Origin of the sequence: Streptomyces sp. NPDC051105, from assembly GCF_040682795.1 — a bacterium.
GTDB lineage: Bacteria > Actinomycetota > Actinomycetes > Streptomycetales > Streptomycetaceae > Streptomyces.
Window position 1 is genome coordinate 45,174 of record NZ_JBFBBR010000019.1, and the last position, 25,071, is coordinate 70,244.

The 25,071-nt window shown below is 70.4% G+C and carries 21 protein-coding genes; 5 read left to right on the top strand and 16 right to left on the bottom strand.

From position 1 onward, the window contains the following. Positions 1-74: 74 nt before the first annotated feature. The 4 genes from AB0N16_RS35285 to AB0N16_RS35300 form a co-directional block, all read right to left on the bottom strand. Complete coding sequence (locus AB0N16_RS35285) at positions 75-2,525, bottom strand: [protein-PII] uridylyltransferase (RefSeq protein ID WP_365803998.1); 2,451 nt, start codon at positions 2,523-2,525, stop codon at positions 75-77. A 35-nt stretch (positions 2,526-2,560) separates the two neighbouring features. Then, complete coding sequence (locus AB0N16_RS35290; protein ID WP_365804000.1) at positions 2,561-2,899, bottom strand: P-II family nitrogen regulator; 339 nt, start codon at positions 2,897-2,899, stop codon at positions 2,561-2,563. Further along, on the bottom strand, positions 2,896-4,233 hold the full coding sequence (locus tag AB0N16_RS35295; RefSeq protein WP_365804002.1) for an ammonium transporter: 1,338 nt from the start codon (positions 4,231-4,233) through the stop codon (positions 2,896-2,898). Before AB0N16_RS35295 ends, AB0N16_RS35290 begins: the two co-directional genes overlap by 4 nt. A 410-nt stretch (positions 4,234-4,643) precedes the next feature. Further along, positions 4,644-6,128 (bottom strand): hypothetical protein, encoded by a 1,485-nt coding sequence (locus tag AB0N16_RS35300; RefSeq protein ID WP_365804004.1) that lies wholly within the window; start codon positions 6,126-6,128, stop codon positions 4,644-4,646. A 457-nt stretch (positions 6,129-6,585) separates the two neighbouring features. Here AB0N16_RS35300 and AB0N16_RS35305 point away from each other — a divergent pair, with 457 nt between their 5' ends. Continuing rightward, positions 6,586-7,242 (top strand): bifunctional DNA primase/polymerase, encoded by a 657-nt coding sequence (locus AB0N16_RS35305; protein ID WP_365804006.1) that lies wholly within the window; start codon positions 6,586-6,588, stop codon positions 7,240-7,242. 273 nt (positions 7,243-7,515) lie between these two features. On the opposite strand, the gene ftsY is transcribed toward AB0N16_RS35305, so the two are convergent. Continuing rightward, positions 7,516-8,709: a signal recognition particle-docking protein FtsY gene (ftsY, locus tag AB0N16_RS35310; protein WP_365804008.1), complete on the bottom strand. Its 1,194-nt coding sequence runs from the start codon at positions 8,707-8,709 to the stop codon at positions 7,516-7,518. Between the two features lie 128 nt (positions 8,710-8,837). Between ftsY and AB0N16_RS35315 the strand changes: the two genes are divergently transcribed. Together AB0N16_RS35315 and AB0N16_RS35320 are read left to right on the top strand one after the other, a co-directional pair. Continuing rightward, complete coding sequence (locus tag AB0N16_RS35315) at positions 8,838-10,310, top strand: cytosine permease (protein ID WP_365804010.1); 1,473 nt, start codon at positions 8,838-8,840, stop codon at positions 10,308-10,310. Between the two features lie 58 nt (positions 10,311-10,368). After that, a complete protein-coding gene (locus AB0N16_RS35320; protein WP_365804012.1) occupies positions 10,369-11,340 on the top strand; it encodes an LLM class flavin-dependent oxidoreductase in 972 nt (323 codons plus the stop codon). A 343-nt stretch (positions 11,341-11,683) separates the two neighbouring features. On the opposite strand, the gene AB0N16_RS35325 is transcribed toward AB0N16_RS35320, so the two are convergent. The 4 genes from AB0N16_RS35325 to AB0N16_RS35340 form a co-directional block, all read right to left on the bottom strand. Next, a complete protein-coding gene (locus AB0N16_RS35325) occupies positions 11,684-13,102 on the bottom strand; it encodes a sugar porter family MFS transporter (RefSeq protein WP_365804014.1) in 1,419 nt (472 codons plus the stop codon). 314 nt (positions 13,103-13,416) lie between these two features. Next, on the bottom strand, positions 13,417-17,046 hold the full coding sequence (smc, locus tag AB0N16_RS35330; protein ID WP_365804016.1) for a chromosome segregation protein SMC: 3,630 nt from the start codon (positions 17,044-17,046) through the stop codon (positions 13,417-13,419). A 272-nt stretch (positions 17,047-17,318) separates the two neighbouring features. Further along, positions 17,319-17,522 (bottom strand): hypothetical protein, encoded by a 204-nt coding sequence (locus tag AB0N16_RS35335; protein ID WP_093498859.1) that lies wholly within the window; start codon positions 17,520-17,522, stop codon positions 17,319-17,321. A 382-nt stretch (positions 17,523-17,904) separates the two neighbouring features. Next, positions 17,905-18,186, bottom strand: coding sequence for an acylphosphatase (locus AB0N16_RS35340; RefSeq protein ID WP_365804019.1), 282 nt, complete (start codon positions 18,184-18,186; stop codon positions 17,905-17,907). A gap of 190 nt (positions 18,187-18,376) precedes the next feature. Between AB0N16_RS35340 and AB0N16_RS35345 the strand changes: the two genes are divergently transcribed. Beyond that, entirely contained in the window at positions 18,377-19,516 is a 1,140-nt protein-coding gene (locus AB0N16_RS35345) for a CAP domain-containing protein (protein WP_365804021.1), read from the top strand. Between the two features lie 82 nt (positions 19,517-19,598). After that, a complete protein-coding gene (locus AB0N16_RS35350) occupies positions 19,599-20,003 on the top strand; it encodes a helix-turn-helix domain-containing protein (RefSeq protein WP_365804023.1) in 405 nt (134 codons plus the stop codon). Here the strand turns inward: AB0N16_RS35350 and mutM are convergent. The 7 genes from mutM to rsmD all read right to left on the bottom strand — a co-directional run bounded on the left by mutM (position 19,976) and on the right by rsmD (position 25,023). Further along, a complete protein-coding gene (mutM, locus tag AB0N16_RS35355; RefSeq protein ID WP_365804025.1) occupies positions 19,976-20,836 on the bottom strand; it encodes a bifunctional DNA-formamidopyrimidine glycosylase/DNA-(apurinic or apyrimidinic site) lyase in 861 nt (286 codons plus the stop codon). The genes AB0N16_RS35350 and mutM overlap by 28 nt on opposite strands. An 82-nt stretch (positions 20,837-20,918) precedes the next feature. Further along, the gene (rnc, locus tag AB0N16_RS35360; RefSeq protein WP_365804027.1) at positions 20,919-21,785 is read right to left on the bottom strand and encodes a ribonuclease III; all 867 of its coding nucleotides are present in this window, start codon (positions 21,783-21,785) and stop codon (positions 20,919-20,921) included. Between the two features lie 8 nt (positions 21,786-21,793). Further along, a complete protein-coding gene (gene rpmF / locus AB0N16_RS35365; RefSeq protein ID WP_003951102.1) occupies positions 21,794-21,967 on the bottom strand; it encodes a 50S ribosomal protein L32 in 174 nt (57 codons plus the stop codon). A 2-nt stretch (positions 21,968-21,969) separates the two neighbouring features. After that, on the bottom strand, positions 21,970-22,620 hold the full coding sequence (locus AB0N16_RS35370; RefSeq protein ID WP_365804029.1) for a DUF177 domain-containing protein: 651 nt from the start codon (positions 22,618-22,620) through the stop codon (positions 21,970-21,972). 144 nt (positions 22,621-22,764) lie between these two features. Then, positions 22,765-23,871, bottom strand: a complete 1,107-nt coding sequence (locus tag AB0N16_RS35375; protein WP_365804031.1) for an ATP synthase F0 subunit B — start codon at positions 23,869-23,871, stop codon at positions 22,765-22,767. 58 nt (positions 23,872-23,929) lie between these two features. Then, positions 23,930-24,409: a pantetheine-phosphate adenylyltransferase gene (gene coaD, locus AB0N16_RS35380; RefSeq protein WP_351739386.1), complete on the bottom strand. Its 480-nt coding sequence runs from the start codon at positions 24,407-24,409 to the stop codon at positions 23,930-23,932. A gap of 26 nt (positions 24,410-24,435) precedes the next feature. Next, positions 24,436-25,023 carry a 16S rRNA (guanine(966)-N(2))-methyltransferase RsmD gene (gene rsmD, locus AB0N16_RS35385; protein WP_365804033.1) on the bottom strand — a complete coding sequence of 196 codons (588 nt, stop codon included), beginning with the start codon at positions 25,021-25,023 and terminating at the stop codon, positions 24,436-24,438. Positions 25,024-25,071 lie beyond the last annotated feature (48 nt).

A 25,071-nucleotide genomic window follows, 5' to 3' on the forward strand; every position in this document is an offset into this window, starting at 1 on the left:
GTCGGGGGCAGTGAGCGTCTTCCAGGGTATCCGGCCGCGCAAGGAAGTGGTCCCCGCCTTGCACAACCGTACGGTCAGGCCCTCAACGTCTCCTCCAGTTTGCGCGCCACGGAGCTCGCCTCCTCCGCGGGCAGCGGCGCGTGGTCGGTGCCGGTCACGTAGAAGGCGTCGACGGCGTTCGACCCGAGCGTACTGACATGCGCGCTGCGCACCCGTACCCCGGCGTCCTCCAGCGCCCGCCCGATCCGGAACAGCAGTCCGGGTGCGTCCTGGGCCCGCACCTCGATCACCGTGGCGTGCCGGGAGGCCGCCGAGGCGACCGTCACGCGCGGCGGCGGGGCCACCCAGCCCCGGCGCCTCGGGTAGGCAGCGTCCCGCTCGGCGAGGCGTCCGGCGATGTCCAGGGAGCCGTCCAGGGCGCGGACCAGGTCCGCACGGAGGCGGGCCGCCTGGGGCAGGGAGCCGTACTCGGCGGCGACCCGCCAGTCCAGGAGCAGGACGGCGCCGTCGTCGACGTCGTCGGGGAGCTGGAGGGAGCGCAGCTCGGCGGTGCGGACGGCGAGGCGGTGCATGGCCAGGACGCCGGAGACGGCCGGGAGGACGCCCGGCTGGTCCGGTACGGCGATGAGCAGTTCCACGCCGAGCGGCTCGGGGTCGCCGGACGGCTCGTCCTCCGTCGCCGCCGGTTCGGTCTGGGCCCGCAGGGACAGCACCGGGCTGCCCGTGCGGAACGCCTCGATCGCCAGCCGCTCCTGCTCGGCCGTCGGCGCGCCCGGCTCGGGCTCGTCGGCGTCCCCGGCGAGGACCGCCGAGACCCGCTTGACCAGGTCGGCGACGAGCGAGCCGCGCCAGGACGACCAGGCGGCCGGGCCGGTGGCCAGCGCGTCGGCCTCGGTGAGGGCGTGCAGCAGCTCCAGGGTGCCCTGGCTGCCGACCGCCTCGGCGACCAGCCGGACCGTGGCCGGGTCCTCCAGGTCGCGCCGGGTGGCGGTCTCGATGAGCAGCAGATGGTGCCGTACCAGCGTCGACAGGACCGCCACCTCCGTGCGGTCGAAGCCGATCCTGGCCGCCACGTCCTTGGCGATGATCTCGCCGGCCACCGAGTGGTCGCCGGGCCAGCCCTTGCCGATGTCGTGCAGCAGCGCGGCGACCAGGAGCAGGTCGGGGCGGTGCACGCGGCGGGCGAACTCGGAGGCCCGGACGGCGGTCTCGATGAGGTGCCGGTCGACGGTCCAGATGTGCACGGCGTTGCGCTGCGGACGGCAGCGGACCCGCTCCCAGTCGGGAAGGAGGCGGGTGATCAGCCCCTCGGCCTCCAGTGCCTCCCAGACGTCGACGGTGGGGCGGCCGGAGCCGAGGAGCGTGACCAGCTGCTCGCGCGCCTCGGCGGGCCAGGGCGTGGGCAGGGGGCGCGCAGTGGCGGCCATGCGCCGTACGGCGTGCAGGGAGAGCGGAAGGCCGGCCTGAGCGGCGGCGGCCGCGGCGCGCAACGGGAGCACGGGGTCGCGTTCGGGGCGTGCGGCGCGGGCGAGCACCACCTCGCCGTCCTGCTCCACCACCCCTTCGGCGAGCGGGGAGCGCTCGGTGACCGGCTTGCCGCCCAGCATGGCGCGCAGCCGGGGCCGCACGGCGCGCGAACGCAGCACGCGCCCCACTTCACGCCAGGTGACGTCACTGGCGTACGAGATGACCCGCGCGGACTCGTAGACCTGGCGCAGCAGCGTGTCGGCGTCGAGGAGGTCCAGTTCGGCGGCGACCTGGTCCTGCTCCTGGAGCGCCAGGCGGTCGGTGGCGCGCCCGGTCGCGAGGTGCAGGGCGTCACGGACGTCGAGCAGGCGCCGGCGGGCGTCGGCGAGGCCCTCGCGCGGGGCGTCGGCCAGCCAGGAGGCGGCGACGGCACGCAGCGTGGTGGCGTCCCGCAGCCCGCCGCGGGCCTCCTTCAGGTCCGGTTCCAGGAGGTACTGCAGCTCGCCGTGGCGTTCGGCGCGCTCGAGGCAGAGCTCCTGGAGTTCGGGGAGGCGTTTGGGGGCCTGGTTGCGCCAGTCGGCGAGGATCGTGGTGCGCAGTCCGGTGGTCAGGCCCAGGTCGCCGGCGATGTGGCGGGCGTCCAGGAGGCCCAGCTGGACCTTGAGGTCCTCGCCGGCGGTCTTGCGGGCCTCGGCGGGCGTGCGCACGGAGTGGTCGAGGGCCAGGCCCAGGTCCCAGACGGGGTACCAGAGCCGGTCGGCGACGGCGGCCACCGCGCCGGAGTCGCCGCCCTCGTGCAGCAGCAGAAGGTCCAGGTCGCTGCGCGGGGACAACTCGCCGCGGCCGTAGCCGCCGACGGCCACCAGGGAGACGCCGCCCCTGACGCCCTCGGTGGCCGCCGCGAACAGGCCGGTCAGCCAGCCGTCCGTGAGTTCGGCGAGGGCGGTACGGCGCGACGGCCCGGACCGCGCCCCCTCGGTGAGGAGGCGCAGCCGGGCCGCCGCGTAGCCGCTGGGTCCCGTGTTCTCCGCGTCGTTCCGAACTTCCGTACCCGTCACCCAGCGACTCCTGCCTGTATTCAGATGGTTCTGTTCTACAGTGCGTCCGGTCCGCGCTCGCCCGTACGGACCCGAACGGCGGTCTCGACCGGGACGGACCAGACCTTGCCGTCACCGATCTTGCCGGTGCGGGCGGCCTTGACGATGACGTCGATCAGCTGTTCGGCGTCCTCGTCCTCGGCCAGCACCTCGATGCGGATCTTGGGCACCAGGTCGACCGTGTACTCCGCACCACGGTAGACCTCGGTGTGGCCGCGCTGCCGACCGTAGCCGCTGGCCTCGGTGACCGTGAGACCGTGGACGCCGAAGGCCTGCAGGGCCTCCTTGATCTCGTCGAGCCGGTGGGGCTTCACGACGGCGGTGATGAGCTTCATGCGTCCACCTTCTTGCTCGTGCCGGCCAGGGCCGCGGCGGAGACGGTGCCGACGACACCGCCGCCCGCCCCGCTGAAGTCGTATGCAGTCTCGGCGTGCTCGGCCTGGTCGATGCCGGAGATCTCCTCGTCCTCGGAGACCCGCATGCCGATGGTCTTGTCGAGGAGGAAGGCGAGGACCGCGGAGGCCACCAGGGAGTAGCCGAGGACCGCGCCGACACCGGCGAACTGCTTCCACAGCTGGGTGAAGGAGTGGTCGCCGTAGAAGACGCCGGTCGCGGTGGACTGGCCCTTGCCGGTGGCGAAGAAGCCGATGAGCAGGGAGCCGATGATGCCGCCGACCATGTGGACGCCGACGACGTCCAGGGAGTCGTCGTAGCCGAACCTGAACTTCAGGCCGACGGCCGCGGCGCAGGCGACACCGGCGATGGCGCCGACGGCGATCGCGCCGAGCGGGGAGACCGCACCACCGGACGGCGTGATCGCGACCAGCCCGGCTACCGCGCCGGAGGCGGCGCCCAGCGTGGTGAACGCGCCGTGCCGGATCTTCTCGTAGGCGAGCCAGGCCAGCATGGCGGCGGCGGTGGCGACCTGCGTGTTGACGAACATCAGCGCGCCGACGCCGTCGTCGTTGCCGAGCCAGGAGCCGGCGTTGAAGCCGAACCAGCCGAACCACAGCAGACCGGCGCCGAGCATGACCAGCGGGAGGCTGTGCGGGCGCATCGGGTCCTTCTTGAAGCCGACCCGCTTACCGATGACCAGGATCACGCCGAGCGCGCCGGCACCGGCGTTGATGTGGACCGCGGTACCACCGGCGAAGTCGATCACACCGAGCTTGTAGGCCCAGCCGTCGGCGCCCCACACCCAGTGGGCGACCGGGACGTAGACGACCGTGAGCCACAGGGCGACGAAGAGCGCCCAGGCCGAGAACTTGACGCGGTCGGCGATGGCACCGCTTATCAGAGCCGGCGTGATGACCGCGAACATCATCTGGAAGACCATGAAGACGAAGATCGGGATCGTGTAGCCGTCCCAGAGCTCCGTCAGGCCGACGTTGCTCATGCCCAGCCAGTCGGAGTTGAAGCCGATGAAGCCGTTGCTGGAGCCGAAGGCCAGGGAGAAGCCGTAGAGCACCCACAGGATGGTGACGATCCCGATGCTGACGAAGCTCATCATCAGCATGTTCAGGGTGCTCTTGACGCGGACCATGCCTCCGTAGAAGAAGGCGAGTCCCGGCGTCATGAGCAGCACCAGGGCGGAACAGATGAGCATGAAGCCTGTGTTCGCGGAGGACAGCTTGGGTGCCTCCGCGGCAAGCATGATGGCTGGTGCCATCGGCGTCTCCTCGTCGATTGGTACGGCCCTGTGTGCGGGCGATGCCTGAGAGCGGTCCGGTTCAAGCGGGGGGTGGGCCGGTTATGCGCCATGAGATTGGCGCAGCGCGGTTTCGGTCGTTGCCCCTCGTTGTTTCGCCGCCGTGACGAAGGAGTCGCGGGTGTTACGCGTCGGTGAACTGGCTGATGTTCGCGGTGCGGATCGTTATCGTGACGCAACCTCGATGGATGACACCGCAACCATCGGTGGAGGAACCCCCACGGCGACCGGCCGCGTCCGCGAGAGCGGCGCCGGTGTGGGCGCGAAGACAGGACCGGCCGCGGGCGGCCTTCCGATGACCTGGCGTGGGGGAGCCGAGTCGGGCAGTTCGGGAGGGCCGGCCGCGGCCGGGGTCCGGGCGGTGCCGGGGTTCAGACCGCCTCGGCGGTCTCCGGCAGATCGACGGCGAGCTGTTCGGTGAGGTCGACGACCGCGGCGAGATCGCCATGATCACGGACGGCCGAGTCCACCGTCTTTCGAATACGAGTGTTCACGCGTTCGGAGCGCACCTTCTTGGCGATGCCCATGGCCTCGGCGGCGAGAACCGTGCTCTGCTCGGGCTCGCCCCGCAGCAGGTGCACGGTGGCCATGCCGATGAGGTTCAGTGCGTACGACCGCTGGTGCTCGGCGTCCTTGGCGAAAAGCTCCACGGCCCGCTGCATCAGGGGCTCCGCCAGCGAGGCGTAGGTGGGGCTGCGGCCGGCGACATAGGCGAGGTCGCGGAAGGAGTGGCTGTTCTCGCCGTAGAGCTCGGCCTCGGAGAAGAAGCGGATCCAGTCCGGGTCCGGCTCATCCCACTCGTCGGCCTCGGCGAAGGTGTCCTCGGCCATCCGGACCGCCCGCTTGCACTTCCCGGGCTGGCCCATGTTGGCGTAGGCGCGGGCCTCCATCGCATACAGCATCGACTGGGTGCGCGGGCTCGCGCAGTCCCGGCTGCCGTACTGGGCGAGGTGGATCAGCTCCAGAGCGTCGTCGGGCCGGCCGAGGTGGATCATCTGGCGGCTCATGCTGGAGAGGACGTAGGAGCCCAGCGGCTTGTCGCCGGCCTCCTTGGCCGCGTGCAGGGCGAGCACGAAGTACTTCTGGGCGGTGGGCTGGAGGCCGACGTCGTACGACATCCAGCCGGCCAGTTCGGCCAGCTCGGCGGCGACCTTGAAGAGCTTGCGGGCCGTGGCCTCGGGCTGGGGTTCCTGGAGGAGGTCGGTGACCTCGTGCAGCTGGCCGACGACCGCCTTGCGGCGCAGGCCACCGCCGCACTGGGCGTCCCACTGGCGGAACATCACCGTGGTGGACTGCAGCAGCTCCAGCTCGGGCTTGGAAAGACGCCCGGGGCGGCGGGAGTCGGCGGCCGACTCGGGGGGCGGCTGCGGTCCGGCGGGCGAGGGGACCAGCCAGCGCTGCATGGGCTCGATGAGGGACGGGCCCGCCGACAGGATCAGCGAGGTTCCGAGGAAGCCGCGCCGCGCCAGCATCAGGTCGCTGCGCGAGAACTCGCTGAGCAGGGCCACCGTCTGCGGGCCCGTCCAGGGCAGGTCGACGCCGGTCGCGGAGGGTGACTGGCGGGCGGCCCGCAGACCGAGGTCCTCGACCGAGACGACACAGCCGAAGCGCTCGGAGAACAGCTCGGAGAGGATCCTCGGGATCGGCTCGCGCGGGTTCTCCCCGTCGAGCCAGCGGCGCACCCTCGACGTGTCGGTCGAGATGTGGTTGGCCCCCAACTGGCGTGCCCTGCGGTTCACTTGCCGCGCCAGCTCGCCCTTGGACCAGCCGCTGCGCACGAACCACGAGTTGAGCAGCTCATTGGGGCGCTTGTCCGTACTGGCCGCGGTCGTCCCGCTTCCGCCGTTGCCGCCCACTGGAACGCCCCCATCCCTGAGACCACTTGTTGCCGGATGCGCCAAGCCCTATCAGAATGCCGGTAAATACGGCTGCCCGTCCGCCAGTTCTCACCCTTCGAACGGGATACCGAGTTGCCTCCGGCATACCCACGAGTGCATGTGCCCCCAGGCCTCGTGCACACAAAGTAATCCTACGATCACTGCTCCAGCCATGGCGATCCCGGAAACGCCACCATTCGCCACCCCTTCGAATGAACTCACGACGGCCCTGGCGCGATTCACTTGACATAGGACGGCCGGGAGTAGGCGGAGCGATGCACTCGGGGGCGCGCAGGCCCCGATGCACCACCGGCAGCGCTTCCAGGCGCTGACTTGACCCTGCGGGCGCGAGGGAAGGCGGAGCCGTAGCGTCACGTTCCGTTTCGGTCTCGTTCCGTGTCGTAACCACCGGCGCGCCGGACCCGTTGGAGGGGGCATGGGCTTCACGATCGGCGGCATTCGCGAGATCCGCTCCGGCACACGCCGGCGCGGTCGTTCATCGGACTGCACCGCCGTCGCCGAGTTCACCGGTCTGTGGGGCTGGGACGTGGTCCCGGGGGCCCGGGCCGCGGCCGGCGCGTGCTCGTGCGGGCACGCCGAGTGTCCCGCGCCGGGAGCGCATCCGCTGGACTTCGCGCCCCAGGTGTCCGCCGGGGCCACGCTCGACGAGGTCACCAAGGCCTGGGGCGAGTTCCCGGGCGCGGCGGTGATGCTGCCGGTCGGCCGCGCCTTCGACGTCGTCGAGGTCGCCGAGCCCGCCGGGCGCCGGGCCCTGGTCCGCCTGGAGCGGATGGGCCTGCCGCTGGGACCGGTCATCGCCACCCCGGAGGGCCGCGCCCACTTCCTCGTCGCCCCCGGCGCCGCCGCCGAACTTCCCGAACTGCTCTACCGCATGGGCTGGGACGACCCCTCCTCCCTGGACCTGCGCGGCCTCGGCCCGGGTACGTACCTCACCGCTCCGCCGTCCGACCGGGGCGGCCTGGGCCCGGTGCGCTGGCTGCGGCCACCGGCCCTGGACTCGGCGACGCAACCGCCGGCGGCGAGGCTGCTGCTGGGGACACTGGCGTACCTGGCACACCGGTCGTGGGCCTGAGCGCTCCGCTGGAATCGCCGCGATACGCCGTCGTTCGTCCACGGCGACGTCGTGGCTGGTCGCGCCCACGCGGCGGAGCCGCATATCGATACGGCCCCGCGCCCCTTCGGGACGCTGCCGAGCAACAGCAGACTTCACCCGACCTGCTCGGCCGCAGGGGGCTCCTCATACGCCGAAGCGCCCGTCCCCGGCTGCACCTTGGGGATCGGGCGCTTCTCACGAAGGCTCACGAAGGTTCTCGCGCCAGCGGCGGGTGAATTTACCCGGCTGGGATCAGTCACCGATAAGGGCATCCACGAACGCCTCCGGCTCGAACGGTGCCAGGTCGTCCGCACCCTCGCCGAGGCCGATGAGCTTCACGGGGACGCCCAGTTCGCGCTGGACCGCGATCACGATGCCGCCCTTGGCGGTGCCGTCCAGCTTGGTGAGCACGATGCCGGTGATGTCGACGACCTCGGCGAACACCCGGGCCTGGATCAGGCCGTTCTGGCCGGTGGTGGCGTCCAGGACGAGCAGCACCTCGTCCAGCGGGGCGTGCTTCTCGACGACCCGCTTGACCTTGCCGAGCTCGTCCATGAGCCCGGTCTTGGTATGAAGACGCCCGGCGGTGTCGATCAGCACGACATCCACCCCCATCTCCTTGCCCTCCTTCACCGCGTCGAACGCGACGGAGGCGGGGTCGCCGGCCTCCGGCCCGCGCACGGTGTAGGCGCCCACCCGCTCGCCCCAGGTCTGGAGCTGGTCGGCGGCGGCGGCCCGGAAGGTGTCGGCGGCGCCCAGGACGACCGTACGGCCGTCGGCGACGAGCACCCGCGCGAGTTTGCCGGTGGTGGTGGTCTTGCCGGTGCCGTTCACGCCGACGACCATCACGATGCCGGGCTTGCGGTCGGCGGGCTCGGTCTTCACGACGCGGTCGGCATCGGTGCCGACCAGATTGAGCAGCTCCTCGCGCAGCAGTCCGCGCAGCTCCTCGGGGGTGCGGGTGCCGAGCACCTTGACGCGCTCGCGCAGTCGTTCGACCAGCTCGGTGGTGGGCTGCACGCCGACGTCGGCGGTGAGCAGGGTGTCCTCGATCTCCTCCCAGGTGTCGTCGTCGAGGTGCTCGCGCGAGAGCAGCGTGAGCAGCCCCTTGCCGAGGGCGTTCTGGGAGCGGGAGAGCCGGGCGCGCAACCGGACCAGGCGGCCGGCCGTGGGCTCGGGGATCTCGATCTCGGGAGCCGGGGGCTCTTCTACGACGACGGGAGCCGAGCCGTCGGGAAGGTCGACCTCCTCTATCGTCCGGCGCGGTTCGTCGCGCGGCGTCTCGGCCTCGTCGCCGACGTGCGGCTCGGCCGGGGGCGCGGTGATGTCGGGCGCGGCGGGGGGCGGCGGGGGCAGCGGCTTCTTGCGCCGGCTGCCGATGACGAGCCCGCCGAGCGCGCCGAGCACGACCACGGCGATGACTACAGCAAGGATGACGGTTTCCATAACCCGTCCAGTATCCATCCCTCCCCCGGGCACGACTTTGTTCCCTCGCGAGGGAGTTTCCGAACGATTCCCCGAGGGGGAATGTCTCCTTTGGGGGCATTCGTCGGACTAAAGTACGATGACTGCTCATGAGCTCCACCGCCCACCACGATGGCGCCCTCGAACATCTGGAAGAGTCACTGGAGCACCACGGCCTCGAAACCCGGGGTATCGAACCGGTCCCCGACTCCGAGCGCACCGGGACACCCCGCGGGCTGCTCCCCACCTGGATCGCCGCCAACATCAGCGTCCTGCTGCTCACCGTGGGCGCGAGCCTGGCGGTGTCGTTCGGACTGAACTTCTGGCAGGCGCTGGTGGTCGGCACCGCCGCGCCGATCGTGTCGTACGGCCTGGTCGGGCTGGTCGGCATCGCGGGCAAGCGCGGTGGCGCACCGGGCATGGCCCTGTCCCGCGCGGTCTTCGGGCAGCGCGGAAATCTGCTGCCCGGCGCGCTGATCTGGGTGGCGCGCTGGGGCTGGGAGACGATCAACGCGGTGACCGGCGCCTATGCGCTGCTGACGGTCCTGGACATCGTCTTCGGGGTCGGGAGCAACACCGCCCTGATCATCGTCGCCCTCCTCCTCTTCGTGCTCACCACGTTCGCGATCTCGGGCATGGGCATCAAGGCGGTGCGGCGCTGCAACCGGTGGGCTACCTGGCTGTTCGGCGCCTTCACCCTGCTGGTCCTCGGCCGTCTGATCGCGAAGACGGACTGGAGCGGCGTGCTCGGGCAGCCCGCCGGCCCCACGGCGGCGATGATCACCGGGGTCGGACTGATCGCGGCGGGCGGGATGAGCTGGGCGCCGGCCTCGCCGGACTTCACGCGGTATCTGCCGGGTACGGCGTCCTCGGCGGCGATCGTACGCAACACGGTCGGCGGCGCCGTGCTCGTCGTCCTCCCCATGGTCCTGATGGGTGCGGTGGTGGCGTCCGGCACGCCCGACCTCGCCAAGGCGAGCGACCCGGTCTCCTTCCTCGGCGAGATCCTCCCGCTGTGGCTGGCGGTCCCCTATCTGCTGATCGCACTGGTCGGGATGGTGCTGATCAACGCGATGTCGATGTACTCGGCCGGCTTCACCGCCCAGACGCTCGGTTTCCGGATCCCCCGCCACTGGGCGGTCTCCGTCAACGCGGTGATCTCGCTGGTCCTGGGCGGGGTGCTGATGCTGGCGGCGACCTCGTTCATGAGCGCGTTCATCGCCTTCCTGTCGCTGCTGGCGGTGGCGTTCTCGGCCTGGGTGGGCGTGTTCGGGACCGACATGCTCCGGCGGCGGGAGTACGACGCCACGGCGCTCCTCGACACCACCCGGGCCAGCGCCTACTGGTACCGGGCGGGCTTCTCCCCCGCCGCCGTCACGGCCTGGGCGCTCGGCCTGGCGGCCGGGTCCCTGTTCACCAGGTCCGACTGGTTCACCGGCCCGCTCGCCTCGAACAACCCCGTCGGCCGGTACGGGCTGGGCTGGATCGCGACGATCGTCGTCTCGGGTCTGCTGTACGCGCTGCTGCCGAAGCCGGCGGTGGTGCCGGCCGCACCCGGGAAGCGCGCGCCTCTGGCTGTCTGACGTGCCGTCAGCTACTGTCCCCGCCACACCCGCCCGGCCAAGGTGAAGGGGAACTCCCATGCCCGTCTCGGTCGTCCGCTTCAACCTCGTCGAGCCCGGAGCCGACTCCGCTTCCCTGGGCGCCCGCTACCGGGCCGCCGTGGAGATGGCCGCGTACGCCGACGAGCACGGGGTCACCACGGTCCAGACCGAGGAACACCACGGGGTCGACAACAACTGGCTGCCGTCGCCGTTCATCTTCGCGGGCGCGGTGTTCGGGGCGACCCGGAACATCGCGGTGACCGTGTCGGCGGTGATCGGCCCGCTGCACGATCCGCTGCGGCTGGCGGAGGACATCGCGGTGCTCGACCTGCTCGGCGGAGGGCGGCTGGTGACGGTGGCCGGGATCGGCTACCGGCCGGAGGAGTACGCCCTGTTCGACGTGGAGTGGAAGCGGCGGGGCCGGCTGCAGGACGAGGTGCTGGAGACGGTGCTCAAGGCCTGGACCGGGGAGGAGTTCGAGTACCGAGGCCGTACGGTACGGGTCACGCCGCGCCCCTTCACCGATCCGCACCCGCTGCTGCTGGTCGGCGGCTCCTCCAAGGCCGCCGCCCGCCGTGCCGCCCGGCTCGGCCTGCCGTTCTTCCCCAGCGCGCATCTGCCGGAACTGGAGGCGTACTACAAGGAGAAGCTCACCGAGTACGGCACGGAGGGCTGGACGATGATGCCCACGGCGGAGACACCGCTGCTGCACATCGCCGAGGACCCGGACCGGGCGTGGGCTCAGTACGGGAAGCACTTCCTGCATGAGGCCCGGACCTACGCGTCCTGGCAGTCCGGCGACATCCACTCGGCGGTGCGCTCGTCGGCCACGACGGTGGAGGAACTCCGCGCGGAGGGCGTCTACCGCATCCTCACGCCGGATGAGTGCGTGGCGGCCGGCCTGGACAACCTGGTCCTGCATCCCCTGGCGGGCGGCATGCCCCTGGAGGAGGGCTGGCGAAGCCTGCGGCTGTTCGGAGAGGCGGTGCTTCCGGCGCTGCCGGCGTAGCGGGGCGGGGGTTCGTACCCGCGCGCACGGGTGAGCGGGGCACCGGCGGACACCGGCGTCGCGGCCGAGCGCCGTCGCGGCGACAGCGAGGCACGCGGCGGATCGGACGGTCGGGCGAGAAGTGCCGGCCGGGCCAGGGCGCCGGGTGGCCAGGGCGCCGACTGAGTCAGGGCACCGACTGAGTCAGGGCACCGGGTGGGTCGGGCACCGGCTGGGTCTGGGCACCGGTGGGTATGACCGCCGCCCCGCCCGGGCAGTGACCGGGCGGGGCGGCGGGGGGTACGAGGAGAGGGGCAGCGGGGACTTGGCCCTTCTCCTCGAGCTGGGGGCCTCGTGACGAGGGTCAGCCCATCTCCTCCAGGGACTTGCCCTTCGTCTCCTTGACGTACTTGAGGACGAACGGGATGGAGAGGGCCGCGAAGACCGTGTAGATCACGTAGGTCGCGGAGAGGTTCCAGTCGGCCAGCGACGGGAAGCTCGCGGTGATGGCCCAGTTGGCGATCCACTGCGCGGAGGCGGCCACGCCCAGCGCGGCGGCACGGATCTTGTTCGGGAACATCTCGCCGAGGAAGACCCAGACGACCACGCCCCAGGACAGGGCGAAGAAGAGGACGAAGATGTGCGCGGCGATCAGCGCGGTCCAGCCCTGCGCGGCGGGGAGCTTGCCGTCGACCAGGTGGTAGGAGAAGGCCCAGGCCTCCAGGGCGAGGCCGACGACCATGCCGACCGAGCCGATGAGGGCCAGCGGCTTGCGGCCGATCCGGTCCACGAAGATCATCGCGATCACGGTGCCGACGATGTTGATGATCGACGTCGTGAAGGAGTAGAAGAACGATTCCGTCGGGTCGACACCGACCGACTGCCACAGCGTCGAGGAGTAGTAGAACGCGACGTTGATGCCGACGAACTGCTGGAAGACCGAGAGACCGATACCGACCCAGACGATCGGCTTGAAGAAGAAGGAACCGCCGAGCAGGTCCTTGAACGTCGACTTGTGCTCGCTCTTCATCGCGTGCTCGATCTCGGCGACGCGGGCGTCCAGGTCGATCTTGTCGCCCTCGACCTCTTCGAGGATCTCGCGGGCACGGTCGTGCTTGCCGACCGAGATCAGGAAGCGCGGGGACTCGGGGATGGCGAAGGAGAGCAGGCCGTACAGGACGGCGGGGATCACCATGACGCCCAGCATGACCTGCCAGGCCTCCAGGCCCATCAGCTTGCCGCGCTGGTCGCCCCCGGCGGCGTTGAGCAGACCCCAGTTGACCAGCTGCGAGATGGCGATGCCGACGACGATCGCGGCCTGCTGGAAGGAACCGAGGCGGCCTCGGTAGGCGGGCGGGGCGACCTCGGCGATGTACGCGGGGCCGATCACGGAGGCCATACCGATGGCGAAACCACCGATGATGCGCCAGAAGGCGAGGTCCCACAGGGCGAAGGGCAGCGCCGAACCGACGGCACTGATGGTGAACAGCACGGCGGCGATCTGCATACAGCGGATACGGCCGATCCGGTCGGCTATCCGGCCGGCGGTCGCGGCGCCGATGGCGCAGCCGATCAGGGCGATGGCGATGACCTGGGCCAGGGCGGCGGACCCGATGTCATAGCGGCTTCGGATGGCCTCGACGGCGCCGTTGATGACGGAGCTGTCGTAGCCGAAGAGGAAACCGCCCATCGCGGCGGCCGCCGCGATGAAGATGACATGCCCGAGATGTTCGGGGTGAGCCGTCCCGGCTCCTGAATGGGGTGCCTGCGCAGTGCTGGTCACAAGAAACTCCTCGGGCCACCCGGCAGCGCTGCCGGGGGTGGGGGTGAGCCCTCCCAGGGACAAGTGGCGCACAACATGACGCCACTCACACCTGAAGGTAAAAGCAACGTTGCAGAGACTATGCCTTCAAGTTTCGAAGTCAATAGGGGGAGGGGTGTGAAGTTGCAGATACCACGCAAGGGAAATGCGTTCACTTCTTGAAGATGGCGGGGAGATGATCTACCGGGGGACGCGGGCTGCGTCGAGTGCGGTTCCGCCGCCGGGGGCGACCAGGCACGACGCATCCGCAGCGGAACGCCGGGCAGGACCCAGCCTCAGCGCAGCCGCTGGCTGATGACCTTCGACACACCGTCGCCCTGCATGGAGACGCCGTAGAGCGCGTCGGCGACCTCCATCGTGCGCTTCTGGTGCGTGATCACGATCAGCTGCGACGACTCCTGGAGCTCCTGCATGATGCGGATCAGCCGCTGGAGGTTGGTGTCGTCCAGGGCCGCCTCGACCTCGTCCATGACGTAGAACGGACTGGGCCGCGCCTTGAAGATCGACACCAGCATCGCCACGGCGGTCAGCGAGCGTTCGCCGCCCGACAGCAGGGAGAGCCGCTTCACCTTCTTGCCCGGCGGCCGGGCCTCGACGTCCACGCCCGTGGTGAGCATGTTGCCGGGGTCGGTGAGGATCAGCCGTCCCTCGCCGCCCGGGAACAGCCGGCTGAAGACGCCCTCGAACTCCCTCGCCGTGTCCCAGAACGCCTCCGTGAAGACCTGTTCGACGCGTTCGTCGACCTCCTTCACCACTTGAAGCAGGTCGGCGCGGGTCTTCTTCAGGTCCTCCAGTTGCTCGCTGAGGAACTTGTGCCGTTCCTCAAGGGCCGCGAACTCCTCCAGGGCGAGCGGGTTGACCTTGCCCAGCTGCTGGTAGGCCCGCTCGGCCGCCTTGAGCCGCCGTTCCTGTTCGGCCCGGTGGAAGTGCTTGGGCTGGTTGCGCGGATGCTCGGGGTCCTCCGGCAGCACCTCGCCCTCGGCGGGGGGCGAGGGCGGCACCAGCTGGTGCGGGCCGTACTCCTCGACGAGTCCTGCCGGTTCGACACCGAGCTCCTCCAGCGCCTTGGTCTCCAGCTGCTCGATCCGCAGCCGTTTCTCGGCGCCGAGTACCTCACCCCGGTGAACTGAATCCGTGAGTTTGTCGAGTTCCGCCTTGAGGTCACGGCCGGTGGTGCGGGCGGCGGTCAGCTCCTGCTCGCGCCGGGCCTTCGCGGCCTCGGCGGCGCCCCGCTCCCGGTCGGCCCGGCCGACCGAGACCTCGACATGCGCGAGCAGCTGCCGGGCGCCGGAGGCGACGGCCTCCGCGACCGCGGCCTCGTGGCGCAGCCGGGCCCGGCGCTGTTCCGCACGCGCGCGTGCCTCGCGTTCCGCGCGGGCGGCGCGGTCGAGGGAGTCGGCGCGGCCGGCGAGGCCCTTGACCCGCTCCTCGTGGGTACGGACCTGGAGGCGGGCCTCCATCTCGGTCTGGCGGGCGTTGGCACCGTCGGCGGCCAGCCGGTCCCGCACCGAGGTGTCCGGTTCCTCCTCGACCGGCATCTCCTCGGCCACGGCGAGCCGCTCGGCGAGAACCTCGACCTCTTCCAGGGCCTTGTCGAGGGACTCCTGGGCGCGGGCCGCGGCGGCCGTGGAACGTTCCGCCTCGCCGGCCGCGCCGCGCGCCTGTCCGGCGAGCCGGCCGAGCTGCTGGGCGACGGCCGACTTCTCCCGGTCGGCGGCGCGGCGGCGTTCCGCCAGCTCCTCGACCTGGGCGGTGCACGCCTTGCGGTGTTCCTGGGCCGTCTGCTGGGCCTCGGTCAGCGCCTCGCAGCGGACCGCCAGCTCTTCCAGTTCGGCGGCGGCCTCGTCGACGGAGGCCTGTACTTCGAGGAGGCTGGGGGCGCCCGCGGAGCCGCCGTGCGCGAAGTGCGCGCCGAGGAGGTCGCCTTCGGCGGTGACGGCGGTGAGGTGGGGGTGGCGGTAGACGAGTTCCTCGGCGGCTTCGAGGGTGTCGACCACGACGATGCCGTGCAGGAGGCGGCGGACGGCGGGCATCAGCTCGGAGGGGCCCCGGACCAGGTCGGCTGCGAGGTTCCCGGAGGGGGGTGCCGTGAAAGGTCGCCGGTCGGCCGCGGGTGCGCCATGGCTGGTCGCGCCGTTCCCCCCGCCCCTTCGGGGCGCTTCTGATGGGGGCGTCTCATCATCGGGGGTTCCCGCCAGCAGCAACGCGGCTCGGCCGCCGTCCTGCTTGCGCAGCAGCCGGATCGCGTCGGCCGCCGAAGCCGGGGTCGTCACCGCGATCGCGTCTGCCGCCGTACCGAAGGCCGCCGCCAAGGCCACCTCGTGGCCCGGGGTCACCGTCAGCAGTTCTGCCGCCGGGCCCAGGACTCCGGTGAGGCGGTCCCGGGCGCCGAGCAGTATGCCGGTGCCGTCCTTGCGGCGCAGGCCCAGCGCCAGCGCCTCGTGGCGGGCCTGGGTCGCGGCGCGGCTGCGTTCCGCCGCGGTGCTCGCCTCACGGGCCGCCGTCAGAGCCGCCTCCGCCTCGGCGAGCCGCAGCCTGGCCTGCTCGTGCTGTTCGGCCAGTTCCTCGTCACCGGCGTCGAGGCCGTCGACCTCCGCCTTCAGCGCCTCGTACTCCTCCTGCGCCGACACCGCCCGCTCCTGGGCCTCGTCACGGGCGGCGGCCAGGCGGTCGATCTCGGCCTGGGCCGAGCCGGCACGCGAACGGGCCGCGTTGACCTGGCCGTTCAGCCGGGCCAGGCTCTCCCGCCGGTCGGCGATGGAGCGGGCCACGTCCTTCAGGCGCCGTTCCTCCTGGGCCAGTTCCCGCTCCAGTTCGGCGCGGTGCGCGACGGTGTCGTCGAGGGCGTGCTGGGCCGCCTCCAGGGCCGCTTCCAGCTCGGCCTCCTGCTCACGGACGCGATGGGCCTCGCGCTCCATGTCCTCGGGGTCGCGGCCGCGCCGCTCCTCGGGCGGAGTGGAGGTGGCGCTCTTCACCCGGGCGTCGGCCAGCGAGATGGTGCCGCGCACCCGCTCGGCCAGCTGGGACAGCTCGTACCAGGTCTGCTGGGCGCGCTGGAGGCGCGGGGTGAGCCGGCGTACCTCGTCTTCCAGGAGCGCCTCGCGCTGGAGGGCCTTCTTCAGTTCCTGCTCGGCGGCTTCCTTGCGCTCCTTGAGGGCGGCCTCGTCGGCGATCTCGGTCTGCAGCGCCTGGCGCAGTCGTACGAGGTCGTCGGCGAGCAGGCGCAGCCGGGCGTCGCGCAGGTCCGCCTGGATGACGGCGGCCCTGCGAGCCACCGCCGCCTGGCGGCCGAGGGGCTTGAGCTGGCGGCGGAGTTCGTCGGTGAGGTCCTGCACGCGCGCGAGGTTGGCCTGCATCGCGTCCAGCTTGCGGAGGGCCTTCTCCTTGCGCTTGCGGTGCTTGAGGACGCCGGCCGCCTCTTCGATGAAGGCCCTGCGGCCCATCGGGTCGGCGTGCAGGACGGAGTCGAGCTGGCCCTGGCCGACGATGACATGCATCTCGCGGCCGATGCCGGAGTCGGAGAGCAGTTCCTGGATGTCGAGGAGGCGGCAGGTGTCGCCGTTGATCTGGTACTCGCTGCCGCCGTTGCGGAACATGATCCGCGTGATGGTGACCTCGGCGTACTCGATGGGCAGCGCGCCGTCGGAGTTGTCGATGGTCAGGGACACCTCGGCGCGGCCCAGCGGCGGGCGCCCCGTGGTGCCGGCGAAGATGACGTCCTCCATCTTGCCGCCGCGCAGCGACTTGGCGCTGTGCTCACCCATGACCCACGTGAGCGCGTCCACGACGTTGGACTTGCCCGAGCCGTTCGGACCGACGACACACGTGATCCCCGGCTCGAACCGGAGCGTGGTCGCCGAGGCGAACGACTTGAACCCGCGAAGGGTCAGGGCCTTGAGATGCACGCCGTCGGACTTTACCCGGCGGCGCTACCGCACTCCACGAAGCCTCGCAACCTTGCGGTTTCGCGCATGAACACGCAGGGCACACCAGACGTTAAGAGAGTGAAAGGATGCGCGGGGCTGGAAGGGCCGGGCGCATGGGTGCGGGGGGCGGGCCAGAGGACGGCAAAGAAAGAAAAGAAGGGACGCCGGGGCGTCCCTTGCAGATCTTGACTACTTAGCGGTTGAAAGGGCTGCCCGACCGCCGCATGTGCTGTTGTGGAGCGATGCAGCGATCAGGTGAGCGCAGGCTCCGCCTGGTTTGCGTCGATGCTCTCCATGATCCTGTCGGGAGAAGCGGCAGCCGTCAGCGCGTCGTTCTCGGCCTGAATCCGTACCAGCTCGGATTCGAGGTCCTGGACACGCTGCTGGAGCCGTCGCATCTCGGCGAGGAGTCGCGGGTCGGAGCCGCCGACGTAACCGAGAAGCGCCTTTGCCATGATGGATGGTCCTCCACACTGAGTGACCGACCGAAGCGGTGTGGGTCGTGAGGGATCGCACCCGCGGTGCTTGACACATTCGAGTGTTACTCGCTTGTTGCTCCATGCCAAACAGCTAAGGTGCGCGGGGCTTTCAGCGTCTCACCAAAAAGTTTGACGGTCAACACGATCACGCCCTGTATTGGCGGGCGAACCCGGGCGCGCGCGACTCAGGACCGGCGGCGCTGCGACTCCTGCGGGGCCCTCAGGACGTGGCGATCAGCTTTATCTGCGGAGCCTGCCACGACAAGCGATTCTTGGCAACCACCAGGTCATTTCTGTTCTGGGCACATGCCGGTGGCATTGCACTCCGCTTCCACCTGCGGGGCTTCACGGAGCGGGGTCAGCGGATGGCGAAGCCCTCGTAGCCGCCGCGGGGTGTGTCCCAGATCTCGGTGACACCCTCGACCCGCCCGGGCGTGTCATCGCCCTGGAGCCAGGCGAGCAGCTCTTCGCAGCCCCTCGGGGAACCTTCCGCTACCACCTGGACGCGACCGTCGCCCAAATTGAGAGCAAAACCACTCAGGCCGCCGATCTCCAGTGCCTTGGCCCGCGTGAACCAGCGGAATCCCACGCCCTGCACGCGTCCACGGACCCAGGCGACCAGTCGTACATCCTCGCTCATGGGTGCAACCTAACCGGCCAATGTCACTCGGAACACTTCCGCCTTCACCGCCATGCGGTACCGTCCCCACCCAATGAATCTCATCTGAAACTCACTCGATCGGGTGAGTCTGGTTGACCAGAAGGAGTCATTGGCCACACCGGCTCCTGGGTCGACCCGGACCGCGAGGACGAGGGAAGAAGGCAAGGACATGGGACGCCACCGACGCTCCGCCGCCGGCCGCGCCGCCACGGGCCGCGCCACGGGGGTCACGGAGAACGACGGCCCGTACACAGGCGGCCACGACCCGCAGGACTCGTACGCGGGCCTCCGCTTCGGGACCGGCACCGCGGCCTACCTGCACCAGGAGGAGTACGCCGACGCCAACGCGCGCAGCTCCGCCTATCTGTACGCCACCGGTAACGACTACGCCCGGGCCGACGACACGGCCGTCTTCTCCACCGAGGAGTTCGCCCCGGTCATCGGCGGCGCCCCGGCGGGCGGCAGCGGGCACCGGCGCAGGAAGAAGGCCGGGCGGCCCGTGCGCACGGGTCTGCTCGGAGTCTCGGCCGCCGTCGCCATCGGCACCGTCGCGGTGGCCACCGGCGTGGTGCCGGGCCTGGAGAACTACAAGCTCGGTGGGAACACCAGCACCACCGGCGGCGACCGGGTGCAGGCCGACGGGGCGCCCAGCAACACGGCCGCCGAGCAGGGCGGCACCTCCGGCAGCGCAGAGAGCCGGAACACCGGCTCCTCGACCAGCCGCGACACCCAGCGCTCCGGCTCGCCCACGGAGACGGCCTCCCCGTCCGCGTCCGCGTCCGCCTCCGCTTCCACGTCCCCCACACCCACGAAGACGACTTCCGAGAAGCCGACGCCCAGCGCCACGCCGTCCAAGAAGGCGACGCCCAAGCCGACCAGGACGGCCACCAAGGCGCCGGTGAAGACCGCCGCACCGATCACCTCCTCCGAGGAGGCCGTCGTCGAGGCCGAGGTGCTGAAGCTGGTGAACGAGGAGCGGGCCAAGGTCGGCTGCAGCGCGCTGTCCGCGAACTCCTCACTGACCACGCTGGCCGAAACGTTCAGTGAGGACATGGCCGCGCGGGACTTCTTCGACCACACCGACCCGGACGGCAAGACGCCGTGGGACCGTGCCGCGGCCGCCGGCATAGCCAACCTGGGCGGCGAGAACATAGCCCGGGGCCAGGCCACCGCCCAGGCCGTCATGGACGCCTGGATGAACAGCGAGGGCCACCGCGCCAACATACTGAACTGTGACTTCAAGACCCTCGGGGTCGGGGTGCACTTCGGTTCCGGCGGCCCCTGGTGGACGCAGGACTTCGGGTACTGAGCCGTACCGACCACTCCCGGATGCGCTAACCAACAGTTAGCGCACCCTGTTGGTTAGCGCTGTGCTCGCTTACGCTTGACACATGACCATCAGCACCCAGGACCGTCCCGGGGAGGCGCATCCCCCGTACGACGCCTTCGCCCGGGCCTGCCCCTCGCGCACCACGCTGGAACATGTCATGGGCCGCTGGGGCGGGCTGACCCTGAGCGCCCTGTACGAGGGGTCGTTCCGGTTCAACGAGCTGCGCCGTCGCGTGGACGGCGTCAGCGAGAAGATGCTCTCGCAGACCCTCCAGGCGTTGGAGCGCGACGGCCTGGTGCACCGCGAGGCCCAGCCGACCAACCCGCCGCGAGTCGACTACGAACTCACCCCGCTCGGCCGCGAGATCGCCGAACGCCTGCTGTCCGTCGTCCACTTCGTGGAGAGCCGGATGGACGAGGTACTGGCCGCCCGCGCACGTTACGACGAGACGCGCGGCGCCCGCTGACACTTCGGGCAGAAGTAGCTGGACCGGTTCATCCAGGGCCGCCTGCGCATCGGCGTACCGCACCGCCGGCAGGGCAGCCCCTCCCTGCCGTAGGCGTCCAGCGAGCGGTCGAAGTACCCCGACTCGCCGTTGACGTTGACGTAGAGGCTGTCGAAGCTGGTGCCGCCGACGGCCAGGGCCGCGTTCATCACATCCCGTACATGGCCGAGGAGTTCGGCGGTGCGCGGGCGGGTGAAGCCGGCGGTCGGTCGCTCGTAGTGGAGACGGGCCCGCCAAAGGGCCTCGTCGGCGTAGATGTTGCCGACTCCGCTGATCAACGACTGGTCGAGCAGCGCCCTTTTGATGGTGGATCGCTTCCGGCGCAGCGCCTGGTGGAAGGCCTCGTCGTCGAACAGCGGGTCGAGGGGGTCGCGGGCGATGTGCGCGATGACGTCCGGCAGCCCGTCGAGGGTGTTGTCGTGCAACGACAGTCCGCCGAAGGTGCGTTGGTCGACGAAGCGGAGTTCGGTGCCAAGGCCGTCGGCGAACCTCACGCGGATTCTGAGGTGCTTCTCGTCCGGTGTCTCGTGCGGCTGGACCAGCAGCTGACCGCTCATGCCGAGGTGGGCGAGGATCGACTGGTTGGTGTCCTCCAGCGGCAGCCACAGGTACTTGCCGCGCCGGCTCGGGGTGCCGACGCGATGGCCCTTGAGCCGGTGCGTGAAATCGTCGGCGCCGGCGAGGTGCCGTCGTACGGCACGCGGGTGCAGCACTTCGGTCTCGGCCACGACACGATGGGCGACCCACCGCTCCAGGCCGCGCCGTACGACCTCGACCTCGGGCAATTCGGGCATCACGTCTCCCGTGCAGGACCCTGGACGATGCGAGCGCCCGGCCCTGGGAAGGGACCGGGCGCTCGCGTCGTCGCGCTGTTCTTCAGGCGGAGGCGGCGGACGACGAGTCGTCGTCCTTTTCGGCCGCGGCGGCCTGCTCGGCTGCCGCGGCCGCCTTGGCTGCCTTGGCTGCCTTGGCCCGCTCGTCCGCCGCGGCGCGGATGGCGCGCCAGGCGGACTCGGCGGCCTGCTGTTCCGCCTCCTTCTTGCTGCGGCCGGTGCCGGTGCCGTACGAGACGCCTCCGACGCGGGCGGCAGCAGTGAAGGTCTTCTCGTGATCGGGGCCGGTCTCCGTGACCAGGTACTCGGGCACGCCGAGGCCCTCCGTCGCGGTGAGCTCCTGGAGACTGGTCTTCCAGTCCAGGCCGGCTCCGAGGTTCGAGGACTTCTCGATCAGCGGGTCGAAGAGCCGGTGCACCAGCTCGGACGCCGAGTCGAGGCCCTGGTCGAGATAGACCGCGCCGATCACCGCTTCCAGGGTGTCGGCGAGGATGGACGCCTTGTCCCGGCCGCCCGTGCCCTCTTCACCGCGGCCGAGCCGGATGAAGGAACCCAGGTCGAGTCCGCGGCCCACCTCCGCGAGCGCACGAGAATTCACCACCGCTGCCCGGAGCTTGGCCAGCTGGCCCTCGGGCAGGTCCGGATGGGTCTTGTACAGCGTGTCCGTGACGACGAGGCCGAGGACGGAGTCACCGAGGAACTCCAGCCGCTCGTTCGTCGGCAGGCCGCCGTTCTCGTACGCGTAGGAACGGTGGGTCAACGCACGCACCAGAAGGGCGGACTCGAGCTGGTAGCCGAGCCGCCCTTCCAGAAGCGTGTGGGACGAGGCCGTGTTGTCCGTTTTCTTCTTGGCGGTTGAATCCGCCTTGGCGTCATCCGCCTTCTTGGGACTGGACACAGTGCCTCTCACCTGGCCGCTCAGACTTCGAGGACCTGGCGCTTGTTGTAGGTGCCGCAAGACGGGCACGCGATGTGCTGCTGCTTGGGCTCGTGGCAGCGCTCGCACGCAACCAGGGTGGGGACCGCAGCCTTCCACTGCGACCGGCGGTGGCGCGTGTTGCTGCGCGACATCTTCCGCTTCGGAACAGCCACGGCTACTTCTCCTGCTTCTCGTCGACGCCCGCTTCCGCGTCAGCGCCGCTCATCTCGTCCTTCTCGCCGTCCTTCGTGGAACCGGCGAGTCCCTGCAAAGCCGCCCAACGGATGTCGACGGCGTCATGGTGGTGGTCCGGGTCGTCCGCGAGGCGGGCTCCGCACTCGGAGCACAGTCCTGCACAGTCGTCCTGGCACACCGGCTGCATCGGCAGTGCGAGCACCACCGCATCACGCAGCACGGGTTCGAGGTCGAACAAGCCGTCCTCGATGAAGTACCTGTCCTCGTCGTCCTCGGCGTCGTCGCCCGGTTCCGCGATCACGCGGCCCCGGTCGTCGGCGTCAGGGTACGAGAACAGTTCCTGGAAGTCCGCTTCGAGCTCCTGCTCGACCGGCTCCAGACACCTTACGCACTCCCCCTCGGCCTGTGCACGGGCGGTGCCTGTGACGAGCACCCCTTCCATGACCGACTCGAGCCGGAGGTCCAGCTCCACCGGGGCGCCTTCCGGCACTCCGATGACCCCCTTGATACCGAAGTCCTCGGGAGCGTCGATCGTGCGGGTCAGGCGCTGCAGCGCGCCAGGACGCCGCCCCAGCTCGTGCGTGTCGAACACGAACGGGTTGCGGTGGTCTAGGCGTGCGTGAGGAGCCATTCCTGCTTTCGATCTACGAGTTCAGAGGGACGCCGTCCGGAAGATTCCTCCGGGCAGCGTTGATCGCGTACGCAGACGCGACCGAAGAGCCAGGATACTGGACCTTTCGCTGTCGGCCCAATCCGCTGGCCTTCGGCCCGTTGGCTACAGGCCCCGGCCCTGCTCGTACGCCCTCAGCTGCTCCGGCGTGATCATGCCGGTGTCGAAGAGACTGGTCTCGTCGAGGTCGTACGACTGGTGCTGGACCGGCTGCTGCTGGGCCGGCTGCTGCTGGGGGTCGTAGACAGGCTGCTGACCGGTGTCGTAGCCCTGGTAGGCGTAGGGGTCGGCCTGCTGGTAGCCGTAGGGGTCCTGCTGGGCGTAGGCGGGCTGCTGCTGCGGGTAGCCGCCGTAGGGGTCCTGCTGCTGGGGGTAGCCGTACGGATCCTGCGCCACGGGCTGCTGCATCGGCTGCTGGTCGTAGTGCGGCTGCTGCGGGGTGGCGGCGGGCTGCTGCTCGGCCTGCGCCGCCTGGGCCGCCTGGGCGTCCTGGTCGGCGAGGGCCGCGAGGTCGGCGAGGTAGTCGGCGTCGCTGGAGTGCTGGAAGGTCGTGTTGTCGTCGGCCAGGGCGCCGAGGGCGTCGGAGGCGATCCGGCCGTGCAGCTTGGCTCGGCCCTTGCCGACGGCCTCCAGGGTCTTGGCGAGGACCGCCTCGAAGGCGCCGAGCTTGACGTCGACGTAGGCGTCGGCGTCCCGGCGCAGGGTCTCGGGGTCGTGGCTGCGCTCGGGGGCGTCCTCGTCCTCGTAGCCCTGCTCGTCCAGGCCCGGGCCGGTGCCGAGGAGCTTCTCGCGGCCGCGGCCGACCGAGCCGAGGGTCTTGGTGAGGACGACCTCGAAGTTGGCGAGCTTGGAGTCGACGTAGTCGTCGGCCTCGGCGCGGACCTCCTCGGCCTCCCTGCGGGCCTCGCCGAGGATCCGGTCGGCCTCCGCCTGGGAGCGGCGGGCCACCTCGGTGTCGGAGATCAGCGAGCCGCGCTCGGCGTGCGCGGTCTCGATGATCCGCTCGGCCTCCATACGCGCCTGCTCGACCAGCTGCTCGCGGTCGCCGATCAGCTCCTGGGCCTGGGCGAGGGAGCCGGGCAGCGCCTGGCGCAGGTCTTCGAGCAGCGCGAGCAGGTCGGCGCGGTTGACCACGCACGACGCCGACATGGGCATGGCCCGGGCACCGGAGACCATGGCCACGATCTCGTCGAGCTTCTTCTGTACGTCCACCCTGCGCTCGCCACTCTCTACAGCTGTGTTGGAGACGGACGGGACGACTGTAGCCCCATCAGTCCCTGTGAATACGCTTGTTGAGGGCCTCGAAAACGGCCTCCGGAACCAGGTGGGATACGTCCCCGCCCCACTGGGCGACCTCCTTGACCAGGGAGGACGAGAGGAAGCTGTAGGTGGGGTTGGTCGGCACGAAGAGTGTCTCCACGCCCGACAGGCCGATGTTCATCTGGGCCATCTGCAGCTCGTAGTCGAAGTCGCTGACGGCTCGCAGGCCCTTGACGATGGCGGGGATCTCGCGCTGCTTGCAGAAGTCGACGAGGAGGCCGTGGAACGCCTCGACGCGGACGTTCCCGTAGTCGGCGGTGACCTGGCGGATCAGGTCGATCCGCTCGTCGATCTCGAACAGGCCCTTCTTGGACTTGTTGATCATCACAGCGACGTAGACCTCGTCGTAGAGGCGGGACGCACGGGCAATGATGTCGAGGTGTCCGTTGGTGATCGGGTCGAACGACCCGGGACAGACGGCGCGGCGCACTTGTGATCCCTCGCTCTCCGGTCCGGTCATCGTGCGTCTTCGCACGTAGAGGCGGCGCGACCGTACCAAAACGTTCCCTCGCCGTAGCGACGGGACCGGAGGGCCTCGAAGCCGGTCGGCCAGTGGAAGTCGCCGCCTCTGGTGCTGCGCTCCACGGTGACGAGCGCCTCCGGCGCTAGCCAGCCCCTCGAGTGGAGTGTGAGGAGAATCTCCCGAAGATCGTCGTCCGAGACGGCGTACGGGGGGTCGAGGAAGACCAGGTCGTACGGCTGCGCGGGGGTCGGCGACTGGACGATCTGTTCCGCTTTGCCCGCCCTCACCTCGGCGCCGGGCAGGCCCAGGTTCCTGACGTTCTCCCGTACGACGCGGGCGGCTCTGGCGTCGGCTTCGACGAGGAGGGTGTGGGAGGCACCCCGGGAGAGGGCCTCCAGGCCTACGGCTCCTGAACCGGCGTAGAGGTCGAGGACTCGTTCGCCGTCCAGGGGGCCGCCGAGGAGGGACTGCCAGGTGGAGAACAGGCCCTCGCGTGCGCGGTCGGATGTGGGCCGGGTGCCTGTGCCGGGCGGCACCGTCAGCCGACGTCCGCCGGCTGCGCCGGCGATCACGCGGGTCATTCGAGGTCCTTCGTCGTGGACGGCTTTACGGTTCAGTCTGGCAGGCCT